Origin of the sequence: Streptomyces sp. NBC_01515 (assembly GCF_045040345.1) — a bacterium.
Lineage (GTDB): Bacteria > Actinomycetota > Actinomycetes > Streptomycetales > Streptomycetaceae > Streptomyces.
Genome location: NZ_CP109416.1, coordinates 11,084,791 through 11,100,083 on the forward strand (window position 1 = coordinate 11,084,791; position 15,293 = coordinate 11,100,083).

At 68.1% G+C, this 15,293-nt stretch carries 13 protein-coding genes; 5 read left to right on the forward strand and 8 right to left on the reverse strand.

From position 1 onward, the window contains the following. Nucleotide 1: 1 nt before the first annotated feature. Complete coding sequence (locus OG407_RS49010) at nt 2-1,396, forward strand: aldehyde dehydrogenase family protein (RefSeq protein ID WP_329353667.1); 1,395 nt, start codon at nt 2-4, stop codon at nt 1,394-1,396. A 223-nt stretch (nt 1,397-1,619) separates the two neighbouring features. On the opposite strand, the gene OG407_RS49015 is transcribed toward OG407_RS49010, so the two are convergent. The 5 genes from OG407_RS49015 to OG407_RS49035 are packed head-to-tail and all read right to left on the reverse strand — an operon-like array spanning nt 1,620 to nt 7,194. Further along, nucleotides 1,620-2,447, reverse strand: coding sequence for an SDR family NAD(P)-dependent oxidoreductase (locus tag OG407_RS49015; RefSeq protein WP_405867911.1), 828 nt, complete (start codon nt 2,445-2,447; stop codon nt 1,620-1,622). After that, nucleotides 2,444-3,433: a branched-chain amino acid ABC transporter permease gene (locus OG407_RS49020; protein ID WP_329351969.1), complete on the reverse strand. Its 990-nt coding sequence runs from the start codon at nt 3,431-3,433 to the stop codon at nt 2,444-2,446. Before OG407_RS49020 ends, OG407_RS49015 begins: the two co-directional genes overlap by 4 nt. An 11-nt stretch (nt 3,434-3,444) precedes the next feature. Next, the gene (locus OG407_RS49025; RefSeq protein WP_329351970.1) at nt 3,445-4,308 is read right to left on the reverse strand and encodes a branched-chain amino acid ABC transporter permease; all 864 of its coding nucleotides are present in this window, start codon (nt 4,306-4,308) and stop codon (nt 3,445-3,447) included. 31 nt (nt 4,309-4,339) lie between these two features. Next, nucleotides 4,340-5,539, reverse strand: a complete 1,200-nt coding sequence (locus OG407_RS49030) for an ABC transporter substrate-binding protein (RefSeq protein ID WP_329351971.1) — start codon at nt 5,537-5,539, stop codon at nt 4,340-4,342. Next, on the reverse strand, nt 5,536-7,194 hold the full coding sequence (locus OG407_RS49035; protein ID WP_329351972.1) for an ATP-binding cassette domain-containing protein: 1,659 nt from the start codon (nt 7,192-7,194) through the stop codon (nt 5,536-5,538). The genes OG407_RS49030 and OG407_RS49035 overlap by 4 nt, the downstream gene beginning before the upstream one ends. 139 nt (nt 7,195-7,333) lie before the next feature. On the opposite strand from OG407_RS49035, the gene OG407_RS49040 reads away from it, so the two are divergent. Then, the gene (locus tag OG407_RS49040) at nt 7,334-8,119 is read left to right on the forward strand and encodes an SDR family NAD(P)-dependent oxidoreductase (protein ID WP_329351973.1); all 786 of its coding nucleotides are present in this window, start codon (nt 7,334-7,336) and stop codon (nt 8,117-8,119) included. Between the two features lie 50 nt (nt 8,120-8,169). After that, nucleotides 8,170-8,757, forward strand: coding sequence for a hypothetical protein (locus tag OG407_RS49045; protein WP_329351974.1), 588 nt, complete (start codon nt 8,170-8,172; stop codon nt 8,755-8,757). Here the strand turns inward: OG407_RS49045 and OG407_RS49050 are convergent. The 3 genes from OG407_RS49050 to OG407_RS49060 form a co-directional block, all read right to left on the reverse strand. Then, nucleotides 8,720-10,378, reverse strand: a complete 1,659-nt coding sequence (locus tag OG407_RS49050; protein ID WP_405867915.1) for a sodium:solute symporter family transporter — start codon at nt 10,376-10,378, stop codon at nt 8,720-8,722. The two genes, OG407_RS49045 and OG407_RS49050, sit on opposite strands and share 38 nt — an antisense overlap. Further along, nucleotides 10,375-10,740 carry a hypothetical protein gene (locus OG407_RS49055; RefSeq protein ID WP_329351976.1) on the reverse strand — a complete coding sequence of 122 codons (366 nt, stop codon included), beginning with the start codon at nt 10,738-10,740 and terminating at the stop codon, nt 10,375-10,377. The genes OG407_RS49050 and OG407_RS49055 overlap by 4 nt, the downstream gene beginning before the upstream one ends. Before the next feature lie 377 nt (nt 10,741-11,117). Further along, nucleotides 11,118-12,653 carry a streptophobe family protein gene (locus tag OG407_RS49060; RefSeq protein WP_405867917.1) on the reverse strand — a complete coding sequence of 512 codons (1,536 nt, stop codon included), beginning with the start codon at nt 12,651-12,653 and terminating at the stop codon, nt 11,118-11,120. A 702-nt stretch (nt 12,654-13,355) separates the two neighbouring features. Here OG407_RS49060 and OG407_RS49065 point away from each other — a divergent pair. Together OG407_RS49065 and OG407_RS49070 are read left to right on the forward strand one after the other, a co-directional pair. Next, nucleotides 13,356-13,772: a hypothetical protein gene (locus OG407_RS49065; RefSeq protein ID WP_405867919.1), complete on the forward strand. Its 417-nt coding sequence runs from the start codon at nt 13,356-13,358 to the stop codon at nt 13,770-13,772. A 198-nt stretch (nt 13,773-13,970) separates the two neighbouring features. Continuing rightward, nucleotides 13,971-15,278, forward strand: a complete 1,308-nt coding sequence (locus OG407_RS49070; protein ID WP_329351979.1) for a bifunctional glycosyltransferase family 2/GtrA family protein — start codon at nt 13,971-13,973, stop codon at nt 15,276-15,278. Nucleotides 15,279-15,293: the final 15 nt, after the last annotated feature.

The following is a 15,293-nucleotide window of genomic DNA, read 5'->3' on the forward strand; positions in this document are numbered from 1 at the left end:
GATGACCGTGAACGGCAAGGAAGTCCACACCAGCGACACTTTCGGAGTGGACAACCCCGCCACCGGCCGGGTCTTCGCCCAGGCGCCCGACTGCTCACCGGACCAACTGGACGACGCGCTGCAGGCGGCCTCCGACGCCCTCCCGCTTTGGCGTGACGACATCGCTGCTCGCCGCAGCGCGCTCCTCGCCGCCGCCGCACGGATAGAGGAGAGCACCGAGGAACTCGCCACCCTGCTGACCCTGGAGCAGGGCAAACCTCTGCCGGATGCCCGTTTCGAGGTCGGGCTGACCGCGTTGAGTCTGCGCACCACGGCCCCCCTCGACCTGCCACGGGAGGTGATCCGGGACGACGACAAGGAGCGGATCGAGGTGGTGCATCAGCCCATGGGCGTGGTCGCCGCGATCACCCCGTGGAACTTCCCGTTGGCCCTCGCGGCCCTGAAAATCGGGCCGGCCCTGCTGGCCGGAAACACGGTGGTCCTCAAGCCTTCACCCTTCACGCCGCTGTCGTCCCTCGCACTCGGAATCGTCCTTCGCGACGTGCTCCCGCCGGGTGTGCTGAACGTCATCAGCGGCCGGGATCCGTTGGGCGCACGGCTCGCCGAACACTCCGTACCCCGCAAGGTGTCGTTCACGGGCTCCGTCGCCACCGGCAAGCGCGTGGCCGAGGCGACCGCGCCCGACCTCAAGCGCCTCACCCTGGAGCTGGGCGGGAACGATGCGGCCATCCTCCTCGACGACGTCGACCTCGATGTCCACGCCGACAGCCTGTTCTGGGGCGCCTTCGCCAACTGCGGGCAAATATGCGCGGCGATGAAACGCCTCTACGTCCCACGCTCCCGGTACACCGAGGTGGTCGACGCCCTGGCGGACCGGGCACGGTCGGTCCGAGTCGCCGACGGCATGCTTCCCGGCACCCAGCTGGGGCCACTCGCCACCGCGCCGCAGTTCGCACGTGTCCAGGAGCTGGTGGGTGAGGCGCTGGCCGGCGGCGCCACCGCGGCCGCCGGTGGCCGGCGCCTGGACGGTGACGGCTACTTCTTCGCGCCAACCATTCTGAGGGACGTCGAAGACGGCGTGCGCATCGTCGACGAGGAACAGTTCGGGCCCGTTCTACCGGTGATCCCCTACGACGACGTCGAGGAGGCGTTGGCCCGGGCCAACGGTACCCACTTCGGACTCGACGGATCGGTGTGGAGCGCGGATCCCGAACGGGCCGCGGCGCTGGCCGCCCGGTTGGAGTGCGGTACGTCCTGGGTCAACACGCACGCCGTGCCGACGCCGGGCGTGCCCCTCGGCGGGCACAAGTGGAGCGGGTTGGGCGTCGAGGGCGGACTGGCTGGTCTGTTGTCGTTCACGGAGACCAAGGTGCTGCACGTCATCCGCAGCAGGTGAGTCTCCGGATCGGCGGGTGTGGTTCGCGGCTGCCTTTGCCGTGACGGTCACATCGGGACGTCGGTGATCCTATGAATTCTCGGCGTTCTTGCCCGAATCCTTCTCGGCAGGCAAGGGACGTGTTGCCTGCCGAGCACCCCGGGCCGTTACCTTCGGCATCTCCAACGAGCGGTCTGCGGCCCCGGCGCCCTGCCGGGGCCGCAGACCGCTCCGGGCCTACTGTTCAGGGGTGCGTTCTCCCGCCGTCGCCCGACACGGGGGGCATCAGTCCCGTCAGGCTCAGGTCGGCGGCGGAGACGCCCGCGTCGGCCATCAACACCGCACCGGTCACGACAGACGAACGACGGCTGGCCAAGAAGGCGATGACCTCGGCCACCTCCTGCGGATCCGCCGGTCGGCGCAAGGGGGTGACTGATGCCGCACGCTCGTAGGCGCTGTCCCGGTCGAGGCCGGCCCGGCCGCCGATCGTATCCATCACCTGATCGAGCATCCCGGTACGGGTCTGCCCGGGACAGACCACATTGGCCCGGACTCCGACGGGGCCGAAGTCGACCGCCAGGGAGCGCGTCAGACCGATGAGAGCATGTTTCGCGGTGGTGTACGCGGCCGACCCGGGGACCGCGACAACTCCGGCCAGGGACGAGACGAGCACGATCGATCCGCGCGAGTCCATCAGTGCCGGCAGACAACGCCGGGTGGTGACGTACGCGGTGTCGAGATTGGCGCGCAGTGCCGCGTACCACTGCTCGGAGTCGTCCAGGACCGTCCCGAAGGTGCCCACGCCGGCACAGCACGCGACTGCTGTCAGCCGGCCCCATCGGTCGAGCGCAGTGTCCACCGCACGCCAGACGTCGTCCTCGTCCGCGGCATCGCCGACGACCGCGACCGCTCCTTCGAGGTCGCGCACCTTGGACAGTTGAGCTGTGTCGGGGCCGAGGGCCACGACAGACGCCCCCCGCGCAGACAGTAGCGCTACGGTGGCGAAGCCGATGCCTCCTCCTCCGCCGGTGACCAGGACGACGTCACCCTCGCATTCTCTCTGTTCCGTCACACCTGCTCCAGGGTTCGTACGTCGTTGTCGGTGTTCGAGAGGGCCGTCGGCCCCCTGCGGCGGGTGGTCAGCCGTCGAGCGCCTCGGCAGAGTAGGGGCCAGGCTCCCTGTGGCGCGAAACGCACGATCAGGATCAACAGGACTCCTTCGATGACGAGAGACAGCGTCTGCTGGTCCTGAAGGGCGCGGGTCAGTCCGTAGTAGACGATCCCCACCCCGACGACGGGCCCGAGGATCGTGCCGGCGCCGCCGACCACGGCCATGAGGACCGCGTTGAGGCTCCAGTTGACGCTCGCTACGCCGTCCGGCGAGATGACGACGAACTGGAAGGCGATCACCGCGCCTGCCAGGCCAGTGATCGCGCTGGTGGGCAACAGCGCGGCGAGGCGGTGCCGGTACACCGACACTCCGAGTCCTGCGGCGGCGGGCTCGTTGTCCCGGACGGCCGTGAGCCGCAGACCGAAGGCGCTGTGCCGGACGTACAGCGCGAGGGCCATGGCCAAGGCGGCGACGATGACCGAGATCTGGTAGAGGTTGCCCCCGCTGGGGACCCTTTCCACGGGCAGGGTGAGCCCGCTGGCGCCGCCGGCCCAGTTCCAGTTGCTGAGCAACGCCTGGACGGCGATGGAGATGGCCAGCGTGCCGACGGAGAAGTAGTCGCCGCGCAGCCGCAGCAGCGGTACCGCCAGCAGCAGAGCGAGGAGCGTGGCGCCGACGCCCGCGCCGATGAATGCCAACGGCCAGGCGAGACTCGTATGGAGCAGGATCAGGGCGGTGGTGTAGCCGCCGGTCGCGATGAACGCAGCGGCGCCGAGGGACACCTGGCCGCTGTAACCGGCGAGAACGTTCCACGCCTGGGCGATCGCCAGGTAGGTGAGCAGAGTGACGCCGAGGTCCAGCTGTCCGAGGCCGAGAGTGGGAGCGAGGGCGAAGGCGGCGACCGTGAGCAGTGTGAGAACGGCCGCGGGCCACAGGCCCTTTGGCATCGACCGCGGCTTCATCCGGTGGCCGCCTTTCGGAACAGGCCCTGGGGGCGTACGGCGAGGACGAGGAAGAAAGCGAGGTAGACGACGACGTCACGCAGTCCGCCGCCGAAAAGGGCGACACTGACCGACTGCAAGACCCCGAGGGTCAGTCCGGCGAGGAAGACGCCGCCGACGCTGCCGATGCCCGCCATGGCCATCACAGCGAAACCGGTGAGCAAAAACGGCAGCCCACTGCTGGGCGTGAAGCTCTGGGCCACTCCGGTCAGTACCCCGCCGGCCGCGGCGAGTGCCGCAGCGCCGGCGAAGGTCGTCGCGTAGACCTTCGCCACGTTGATACCTAGGACGGCTGCGGTGGCGGGGTCCGCCGACGCCGCGCGGACCGCGCTGCCGGCGCGGGTGCGCGTGAGGACGAGATGGGTGACGGCGCACAGCAGGATCGTGAGACCGAAGGCGATCAGGTAGATCGTCTGGATACGCAGGCCGAGGAAGGACAGGCCAGAGGTGGCGTAGGAGGCGGGCAGGGTTTTCGGATGGGTGCCGAACGCTCCTTGGAACAGTGCCTGGGCGAGCAGCGACAATCCGAAGGTCGCCACGAGTGGCGCGTTTCTGCTCCCCTGGAGCAGCGGGGTGAGCAGGTACCGCTGGAGCGGATAGGCGATCAGGGCGACGCCCGCCATGGCGAGTGGCAGTGTCACCAGCGGGTCCCAGCCGGCCTTCAGGACCAGCAGGGAGGCGAGGTAGGCGCCGCCGATGACGAGTTCGCCGTGCGCCATGTTCATCAGGCCGAGTACGCCGAAGACCAGGGAGATGCCCAGTCCGATGAGGGCGTACAGGCCGCCGGCGAGGACCCCGGCGGCCAGGACGTCGAGACTCACGTGGTTCTCCGTTCGTTCGCGCTTTGACGGGTCAGTTGAGCCCGGACAGCGGAAGGAGATCCTTGGCGCCCTTGGCCGGCCAGACCTGCTGGATGGCTCCGTTCTTCCATTGGCCGATGAAGGTGGGCGTCACGCTCTTGTTGTCCACGAACTTCACCGAGCCGAGTGCGGACGTGGTGTCGCTGTTTGCCAGTGCCGTGTTGATGTCGGACGCCTTGGTGCTGCCCGCATCGGAGATAGCGTCGAGGAGGATGGTCGCCTCGTGCAGCCCGGCGGCGACCGAGCCCAGATCGGTGAGGTTGGTGTACTTCTTGCCGTACTTGCTGACGACGAGGTCGGTGTCGGGCAGGTTGGCGGTGTCGGACCAGTTGAGCTGCACGAGGGTGCCGTCGCCGAGAGAGCCGAGATCGCCCCAGCCGGGGGTCTGGGCGCACTGGAGGCCGATGGCGACCTTGGGTTTGTAGGCCAGGGCCTTCATCTGCTTCCACATGGCGAAGCAGTCCGACGGGGTCATGGAGGCGATCAGAACCTGGGCGTTGGCGGACTTTCCGGCCTGGATGACATTGGAGAAGTCGGTGGTGCCGGTCGGCACCGCCTTGGTGGCGCTGATGGTGAAGCCGGCCTTCTTCCCGGCGGCCCCCCACTGCTTGCCGGTGGAGGTGCCCTGTCCGTCGTTGTTGGTGACGATCAGCGTCTTCTTGTTCGTCTTCGTTCCCGCGGCGACCTGGTAGAAGCCCTTGGCTCCGTCGGCGAGCGACTGGAAGGAATCCCAGGCGTAGCCCTTGCCCTTGGGCAGCAAGTCCACCGGGAGGGCACCCATCACCAGAGGGGTCTTGAGCGCGTCGGCCTGGCCCTGCATGTCGATGTTCTGCTGGCAGCAGGAGCCCAGGAGTCCGACGGCGTGCTTGGTGAGCACGAGATTACGGACCTGCTGGACCATGGTGTTGGTGTCGCTGCGGTTGTCGAGCACTTTCAACTCGACCTTCCGCTTCTTGCCGTCCACTTCTATTCCGCCCTTGGCGTTGACCTGCTGGACGGCGAGTTGGTAGCCGTCGCGGATCTGAGTGAGGACGGTGTTGCCGGACAGCGAGATGCTGGTTCCGATGACTATGGGGCCGTCGTCGCTTGCCGCGTTGCCGCTGCTCGAGGCGTTGCCCGCACAGCCTGCGGTGAGGGCGAGCAATGCGCCCGTGGGGAGGGCGAGGCTGCGGAGCGCGATGGGTCTCCTCATGATGGGTCTCCTTCGGATGTGCTGAGGGAAGTGGAGGGGGTCGGGCGGTCGTCGGCCGTGCCGAAATAGGCTGCATCCAGGGCGTCGTCACCGAGCAGGCCAGCAGGATCGCCGCTGTACGAGATCAGCCCTCGGGACAGGACGACCGCGTGGTCGGAGATACCGAGCGCCCGTTTGACGTTCTGCTCGACCAGGACGATGGCGACGCCTTGCGCATTGATCTCGACGAGTGCGTGATACAACGCGTCGATGGCCACGGGCGCGAGGCCGAGGGAGATCTCGTCGCAGATCAGCACCTGGGGGTCCGCCATGAGGGCGCGCCCCACGGCGAGCATCTGTTGTTGTCCGCCCGACATGGTCCCGGCCTGTTGGGTGGCACGTTCGGCGAGTACTGGGAAGACGGCGTGGACGCGTTCCATACGTGTCCGTACGTCGTCCTTGGCCAGAGCCAGCGGGGCACCGAGCGCGAGGTTCTCGGCGACGGTGAGAGCGGTGAAGATCCGCCGGCCTTCCTGGCAGTAGGCGATGCCCAGCCGAGCCCGCTCGTGGGTGGGCATCCGGGTGATGTCCTTCCCGAACGCGTGCAGGGATCCTGACCTGGAGGGGACGGTGCCCATGACCGTGGCGCAGAGCGTCGATTTACCGGCTCCGTTGGCACCCAGGACACTCACGATCTGCCCGGGAGCGACACGCAGTGAGAAGTCCCGCAGGGCAACCATGTCGCCGTAGCCCGCGCTGACACCGTCCAGCGTCAGTACGGGTTCCGTGGGTGCGGTCGTGGTCGCGTCCGTTGCCGGAGCCCGGGCGGGCGGCGCTGCGGACCGGTCTCCGTCGCCGAGGTAGACGGCCCGTACTTCCTGGTTGGCAGCGATCTCGGCCGGCGTGCCTTCGGCGATCGACCTGCCCCAGTTCAGTACCAGGACGCGATCGACTAGTTCCCGTACGACCCGCTCGATGTGTTCGACCAGGAGCACGGTGATCCCCCGGTCGTGGATCTGGCGGATGAGGTCGATCGCCTCGTCCAGCTCACGGCCGACCAGCCCGGCCGCGACCTCGTCGAGCATCAGCACCTGAGGCCGGGTGGCCAGGGCCCGCGCTACCTCCAGCCGTTTCAGGTCGAGGACACGGAGGGAGTCGGCCGGGCGGGACGCCTTGGTGTCCAGTTGACACAGGGCGAGAATTTCCTCCAGTTCGGCCCGGTGCATCTGGGGCCGCCCCGCCATGGCTCCGACGCGTACGTTGTCCCTGATGGTGAGGCCGTGAAAGGGCCGCGGAACTTGATGGGCCAGGGCGACGCCGAGCCGGGTGATGCGGTGCGGCGGCATCCGGGCCAGCTCGTGCTCACCGAGCCGGACCACTCCCGCACTGGGGCGGTGCACGCCGGAGATCAGTTTGAGCAGGGTGCTCTTGCCGGCGCCGTTGGGGCCGATGACAGCGACCGCTTCGCCCGGGGCTACGGCGAGGTCGACGTCCTGCAGCGCTGTGACACCGCCGAAACGCTTGCCGAGCCCGCGGACTTCGAGAGCGGCGCCTGGTGACGCGTTCGGCCAGTCTGCGGAAGCGGTGGACCGATGAGATCCGGCCACTGATCGTGGGCCCGTACCGGCATTGCCGTCCCGTTGGTGGGTCGTCGCCCCAGCATTCAGTCTGTTCACGCTGTGACTCCTCATGGCCGCGTCGGGAATGTCCTGTGATGTCACGCGGCGAGTAGTTGACCGTAACTGGCGCAAAGCGTACGGTCCCCTATGTTGAAACACTAGTCCTGGAACATAGGACATTTTGGGAGGTTGGTCGATGCCCTTCATCGGACTGTCGGGACGAGTGGCCGTTGTAACGGGTGCGGGTAGTGGCATCGGGGCGGCAACGGCCCGTCGGCTCGCCGCTGAAGGATGCCCGGTGGCTCTCGTCGACCGCGACGAGTCCGCGGCTCGGGCCGTGGCGAACGAGTGCGACGGCGAGACCCTTGTAGTACGCGCGGACGTCTCGGATGAGGCGGACACCTCCGCGTATATGGCCGCGGTCGCGGCCCGCTTCGGTCATGTGGACCTGATCCACCTCAATGCGGGGATCTCCGGCCCGTTCGGTTCCTTCGTGGCCACGGACGCGACCGACTACGACCGAGTCATCACGATCAACCAACGCGGTGTGTTTCTGGGGCTTCGTGAAGCCCTGCGCTATTTCCGGGACGCGGACCGCCCTGGAGCGGTGGTCGTCACGAGTTCCCTGGCCGGGCTGCGTGCCAGTGCCGCCATCGTGCCGTACACGGCGAGCAAGCATGCCGTGATCGGCCTTGCCAGAAGTGCGGCCATTGAGGGCGCGCCTCATGGCGTACGGGTGAATGTGGTGGCACCCGGCCGTATCGAAACCCCGTTGCAGAGCCACGCCCTGGACGCCTTGGACGACCCGGATGCTGAGTGGTCGCTGCGCACCCACAGCCCGCTCGGCCGCATGGGTACGGCGGACGAGGTGGCTGCTCTGGTCGCCTTCCTGCTGAGCGACGAGGCGCCCTTCATCACGGGCGGAGTGCACGTCATCGACGGTGGGGTCGACGTCAGCGACCCCATGCGGATACAGGCGTGAACGACTCGGCCCGATCCGCCCATCGAATCATCGGCGAAAGGACAACCGCCATGGACGTTTTCGACGTACGTAACGTCGTCAAAGAACCCGACGCCCTGCTCGCGGTGACCGAGAACCCCCGGCATCGCGCGATTCTGCTGAACTTCCGCCGGCACGCGCTGCTTGAGGTGACCGGCCGTTGGCGGGAGATCCTTCATCCGGACATGGTGGTGGAGGAGCCGTTCTACCGGATCAACGAAAACGGCGCCTCCCTGCATCTGCGCGGCAAGGACGAGATCGGCCGCTTCTACTCCGGCCTCACGGAAGCGGGACTCAACGTTTTCGGCCCGATCAGCGAGAACATCGCTGTGGCCGACTGGGGCCTGGCCATCGAGTCCTACTTCGGCAACCACGTACCCGGCCGGGTGCTCGCCGAGCAGGGCGAGGACATCGACGACCTCGACGCCTACTACCAGTTGACCCACTACATGGCGTCCTTCTGGCCGTACGACGCCGACGTCCGACTGATCGGGGAACACATCTACGAGGACGTGGCCAGCAGACGCATCGAGAAGATGGACCCGGCTGACGTCATCACACCCGCGCGATCACGGGAACTGCTCACTCCGTTGCTCGACGCTCAGCCGTGGGCAGCCTAGATGTGGTCGCGTCGGCCCGCAGGTCGGTGAGCAGGATTGTGTCGGTGACGGACGCGTTCTGTGCCGGGTACCTGTGGATACGGCGGCGCCCCGCCAGGCTGCCGGCCCAGCCCAGCAGGAAGGCGGCAGGGACGGAGATCAGAGCGGGGGTGCTGTGCTCGAACCAAGCGAAGTCGGCGTTTGGGAAGAACGCCTGAGGGCTGCCGGAGACCGAGGGTGCGAGCGCCTGCAGCCCCACCGTCAGGATGGTTCCGCCATACACGGCCCATAGCAGGCCCGTACGGTTGAAGCGGTCCCAGTAGAAGGAGTAGAGGAGGGCCGGGGCAATAGTCGACGCGGCCAGGGACAGGGCGAGTTGGGCGAGGAAGGCGGCGGAGCGTCCCTGCGCCAGTACGGCGAGCAGGATGCCGAGGCTGCCGAAGAGCAGGACGGCGACGCGCGCCACCAGCAGTTCACGCGGTGGGCTAGACCGCCTGCCCTGGGCGAGGTGGCGGTACAGGTCTCGGGTCAGGGCGCCGGCCGCCGCCAGAGTGGTGCCACCGACGACGGCGAGCACGCTGAGAAAGACCGCGCAGGCGAGCGCGGTGAACAGAACCCGGCCCACTCCTCCTTCCAGGCTGTGCACCAGAAGTATCAGGGAGTCGTCCCCGCTGGGGTTGGCGTCGAGGATGGACCGAGCGCCGACTCGTGCCGCTGCCCCCATCCCCAGAATGACCACGGTGACGCACACGAGGGCGACGACGCCGGTCGCGTAGCGGACGGAGCGCCGTGCTGTGGCGGTGTCTTTCGACGCGGAGACGCGGTTGAGGACGTGGGGCATGCAGGCGCCTCCGAGGATGGTCATGATCTGACCTGCGACGAAGTCCAGACGCGGTGTTGCTCCAGTCTCGAAGAGACCGCCGGAACTCAGGTATCGGCCGGGGCGGGTGCTGTGCGCGTCCGCGGCGGCCAGGAGGGCTCCGAAGTCTCCGTGGAAGAGGCGGACCACGGCCAGTGAGGCCATGGTCATGGCCCCGAGCGTGATGGTCGCGGCGAGTACCTGTACGACGCTGATCCCCTTGGCGCCGCTGAGCATGCCGCAGGTGACCACCAGACCTCCGATCAGCACGGTGCAGATCTTCTGGACCCCGAGGCCGGAGAATCCGAGCAGGGCCGCGGTGACGTTTCCCGCTGCGATGAGCTGAGCCACGAGGTAAGGAGCGGTGACCGCGAGGGTGGCCACCGCAGCGGCCACCCTCGCGGCCGTTCCCGGGGCCCGGAGTGAGAAGAGGTCGCCGAGTGTCTGGGAGCCGCTGAGCTGAACAGGCCGTGCCAGCAGAAGGAGGAAACCCAGCGACAGGACCACGTTCGTGGCCGTGGTGATGCCGTCGAAGCCGACAGTCGCCACGACACCGGTCACGGTGAGCAGCAGGGATGTGGAGATGTAGGTCCCGGCCAACGCCAGGCCGTTCTTCAGCGCTGCCCCCTGCCGGTCGCCGATGTAGAACTCCTTCGGAGTATCTCCGTCGAGACCGGCGAAGACCGAGCCGAAGAGGGCGATGGCCATGAACAGCATGAAGCACGTCAGGACCAGGACCTGAGGTTGACCAGCCGCCAGGAAGAAGGTGCTCTTGTGAGTCACCTTCCGCCCCGGAACTCTCCGGAGGACGTGGTCGACACGCTCTCCATCACGAGCGTGTTCTGCAGCGGATCCAGCAGCCGTGCACAGCGGCGGTCGAACCGGTGGGCCGTGGCGACCAGGACAACGGCCTGGAACAGGTACAACGACAGACCCAGGGTCACGGCGGTGTCGAACAGTCGAATGGCCAGCACGTCGCCAGGGGCCGCCCCGAGGGTGACCGTGACACCGAAGCACGCGGTGTTCGGCGCGAAGAAGGCCCAGTCAAGGCGCAGTTTCAGGCTGCGCGCTGAATCGGTCGGTGACTGGGCGGGGCCGTGACCGGAGCGCCTGTGGCTCTGGGACGGGTGAGGAGTGTCGTGCATGAGCTACCTCCACGTACTGGTCGGGCCTGTGCCGGCATGCGGCAGTTCTGGGCGCCGAACACGAGCTGTGAGGGAGCGCCCGGTGACCAAGGCGTAGCGGGGGAGCGCTGTCGTCGCGACGCAGGCCCGCAGCGTCGGCGCACGGTTCGGCATCGCCGACGATCTGCCGACGCAGGCGCTGACCCTACCGGAAGGCAACGCCGATGTCCTCTCTAGTGAGATCCTAGTTCTGTTATGCGGGACAATGATCTGTGGCTGAGACGGTGAGGCGTTCCTCGTGTGGGGATTGAGCGCGCCCTGGGGTTCGCCGGCTGGTTCGGGTGTGAGCCGCCACGGCCAAGGGCGGTAGGGAAGCCGGGGGAGTCGACGGGCCTGCGTCAGGGAGCGCGGTGGGCGACAGCCCGGCCCGTGCGCTTGGCCGTGCGTGTGGTCGGTTGGGCCGGCGTGCGGCGAGCGGAACGCAGCGTCTGCAGGCGGCTACCGGTGTACGCACATACGGCGGCCAGCGCGAATCCGGTGAATCCGGACAGGAGGACCGATGAGTCGAGCCCGGCCGTAATGCCTCCCATCTCGCTGCCCATGGCGCTCATGTCGATCCGCACCGATCCCTGCGCCGCCAGGCACAGCAACAGCGTCGTGGCGGCGACCGCGGCCCCGGTGCGAAGAGCGAGCTCCACGTGGCGACCCAGCAGCGCGTCGGCTTCCGTGCGTGCCGTACGCACCGGTGTACGGATTGCTGTCAGGTAGCCCGTGAATGTCAAGAGGCACAGCAGGCTGATCAGGCTGATCAGCCAGAACGGCAGCCCGGCTCCGGACCAGCCGCCGACGTCGATGGAGCGGTCCACGCCGCCGCCTCCCAGAGGTGTTCCAGTGCCCCCGAATCCGCCTGCCGCGGCCGATCCTGCTCCGGAATCACTGCTGGCGTCGCCGCCGAGCGCGCCCATCATGCCGCTGCCTTCGCCCTGTTGTTGCTGTATTGCTCCCTGCCAGGAGGAGCCCAGGCCGGAGGTGAGCGCCACGGCCAGCAGGTTGGGGCCGACCAGTAGCAGCGCGCCCGCCGCCTTGGCCGCCTGGGGCGGGCCGATCAGCGCGGCCCCTGCGGCCAGGGCACCCAAGGCCAGGGGGATGCAGCACAGTGCGGTGAAGGTCCCGGCGAGCACGGATGTGACGGGATGCCACTTCCGACGCAGGCGGCTGAGGGCGAGAGGACGAGGCAGCATCGTACGCCGGGCTGCCAGGCACCCGATCCCGAGAATGAGGACCACCCACAGAAATGCGAAGAAGGCGGTGGACGCGACGTCGGTCTGGAAGCCCACTGAGGTCAGACTGCCCATCGGAATGCCGCCGCTGGTGCCCGAACCTCCGGGTATGCCACCGCCAGACCCCCCGGCCCCCGTCCCCATGCTCTGCGTCAAGCCTTCGGGGACATGCACCGTGCCGCGGCCTAGTGCCGCCGAGGCCGTGAAGAGGAGCAGGGTTGCGGCCAGCGCCCCGCCGCATCGGGCCCACAGCCGGTCTGGCGTCGGTCTGCGTCGGCGGTGCAGAGGCCGGAAGAAGCCGACCGCGAGGACCACTGTTCCCAGGAACGTCAGGGTCAGTGGCACCGCCGACACCTGGCCTCCCAGTTCGAGGGTGAGACCGCCGCTGGACGAGTCGCCCAGTGCCCCGGCCTGACCTGTGCCGTTGCCGGCCGAGCCGGACGCGAGACTGATGCGGCCGCCGACGGCCATACTTACCAACGCCGGGGCCAGTCGGGACAACGGGGTACTTTCCTGGGCTCCAAGCGCGAGCGACGCGATGGCCCCGCAGGCGGACATCACCATTACCGCGGCGGTGACAGCGAGCCCGCCTTCGAGGGCGTGGCGTCCGACCCCACCGGACGGTCGGGGTGTCGGCGAAGACGAAGCGGGCATCAGATTGTTCCTCCGAAGACAGGAGACCGGCTCGTGGCCATGGCGAACGGCTCCTGACGGGTCAGTGCGCAGTGAGGCGCCGCATGACAGCCCTCGTTCATGAGAGGTGACCGGCACCGAAGTGGCGCAGAGCCTGGCAGCCCCTGCTGACCGTTTCGCGGGAGATCCGTGGGAGATGGCTGAGAAGGCAGGCGTTGTATGGCTCGGAAGGACAGCGCGAACCGCGGCCGGACCTCGGTGTCGTGTCGCGGTAGTGGTCGCAGCGGAAGGCGGTGATGTGGCTGGCCTGGGCGTGTGGTGCGGCTCGGCTCTGGCTCTGCCCGGCGGAACGTGAGGTCTTGATCCCCTGTACTCGACACCCGGCCCGGTGAGGGCTTCGAGCTTCTCCTGACGTATGCGACGGAGACCGCTGCGGGAGATGCGGCAGATCCGGGAGACGCGCCGGTGTCGGTGAATCGATCTTGACGCGCCAAATTGTAATGGATATGTTGTATCCGAAAAATCTGAATTCATTTACTCCAAGAAACTCGACTCATTCGAGCCAAGAGGCACGGGAAGCGACGCGCGATGCTGCTACCCCTCGCTTCGGAGCCGTTTACGGCCCTCGGTGACCGCGACATGCTCCTGTCGGAGCGGTGGGAGCTCGTGCGCACGCACCGCACGTGCGCATTCGGCCATCGGCGTCGACACGACGGTCCGGCCATGTCGGTCGTGTTCTGCATCCCCGCTGATGACGATGAGTTGCTCGTGTCCGCGATGGCTGGGCGCGGCAAGCGGTGCGTCGTCCAGCGCGATGGCGAAGTCGGCCGCTGTGTCCTCGATGGGCGCTGGCCGTGCGCCTGTGTGCAGGTGTACGCCGACGCGGTGATCGAACGGGGCCGCGACCTCGTGATCGACGTCACGATGCCGGTGATCGGGCGCATGTCGGGACAGCCGATGGGTGGCGAGGCCCGCCCGTTCGTCGAAGCCATGGCCAAGGAGGAGCCGGTCGTCATCCACTGTCGCCCCTGCGCCACCTCCGCCAGTCCGCCGCGCCACCTGCAGAGCAACGATCAGAAGGAAGAGATCAGCCGCTGGTTGTCGGGCTCCGTGCCGTGGGGTGCGGCTGACCATGCGTGACGGCGGGGGAGCGGCAAGTGCAGGCCGCGATGGTGACTCCCGGGGATGGCGCTGTTATCAGGCCATGAATATCTGACTCTCCGTCAGTTCTCGCTTTCCTCTCCTAGGTCTCCCAGGCGCGTGGGTGAGAGTCATGACCTGTTCGCGATCAAGGCAATGGAGTCGCCCCCCTCGTGTCCCTTCTCGTCTGAGGAAACCATGTCGCCCACCCCCCACAGCACGGGTCTCACCCACCCGCCCGGCCGGACCGTCGCCTTCCAGCCTCCGAGAGGGCCCGCGCGCGCCGACTCCGGCACGGCGACCGTGGAGATCGTCGTCCCGGTCTACAACGAGGAACGGGCCTTGCCCGGCTGCCTGCGTACCCTGCACGCCCGGTTGGCCGAGGAGTTCCCGTTCCCCTGGCGCATCACGGTCGCCGACAACGCCAGTACGGACGCGACGCTTGCCGTGGCTCACGGCTTGGCGGAAGAACTGCCCGGCGTCGATGTCGTGCACCTGGACCGCAAGGGCCGGGGCCTCGCCCTGCGCGTTGTGTGGGGTTGCAGCGACGCTGACGTCGTGGCCTACATGGACGTGGACCTGTCCACCGGCCTCGACGGGCTGCTGCCGCTCGTCGCCCCGCTGGCCACCGGGCACTCGGACATCGCGATCGGCAGCCGGCTGGCACCGGGTGCACGCACCGTGCGCGGGCCGCGTCGCGAGTTCATATCCCGCTGCTACAACGGGATCATCCGGCTCACCCATGGGGTGCGTTTCACCGACGCCCAGTGCGGATTCAAGGCCGCCCGTACGGAGGTGCTGCGGCCTTTGCTGAAGGTCACCCGTGACGACGCCTGGTTCTTCGACACCGAACTGTTGTTGCTCGCCGAGCACAACGGGCTGCGCGTCCACGAGGTGCCGGTCGACTGGGTGGAGGACGTCGACACCCGAGTGGACGTGGTGGGTACGGCCACCGACGACCTCAAGGGGCTGTGGCGGATGGCGCGGTTGAAGGCGTCCGGCGCCGCTCGCGTCGACCTGCCTCGCCGCCCCGCACCGGCCGCCGAGCACCCGGACGCCGTCCTGGCATCGCCCACGAGGCGCGGCGTGCTGTCGTGGGAGGTGGGCTGCTTCATCGCGATCGGTGTCGCCTCCACCGTCGGGCAGGCACTGCTGTACTGGCTGCTGCGCGGCTGGTGGCAGCCGGCGGTCGCCAACCTGATGTCGCTGCTGGTGCTGACGGTGCTGAACACCGAGGCGAACCGCCGCCTCACGTTCCGGCACGCGGACGCCCGGCCCGCGCGGGCCCACCTGGGCGCGGGCGGCCTGTTCGTGCTCGGCTACCTGGTCACCTCCGGCGCCGTGCTGTGGTTCAAACACGCCGATCCCGGCGCCTCGGCGGCTGCTGAAACCGCGGTGTTGGCCATCGCGTCCGTCGCGGTCACCGGCGTCCGCTTCGCCGTGCTGAGGCTGGCCGTCTTCCGTAGCACGGCCGCCGGACCCAAGCCCCGCCACCACGACGTCTGACGAGAGCTGATTTCC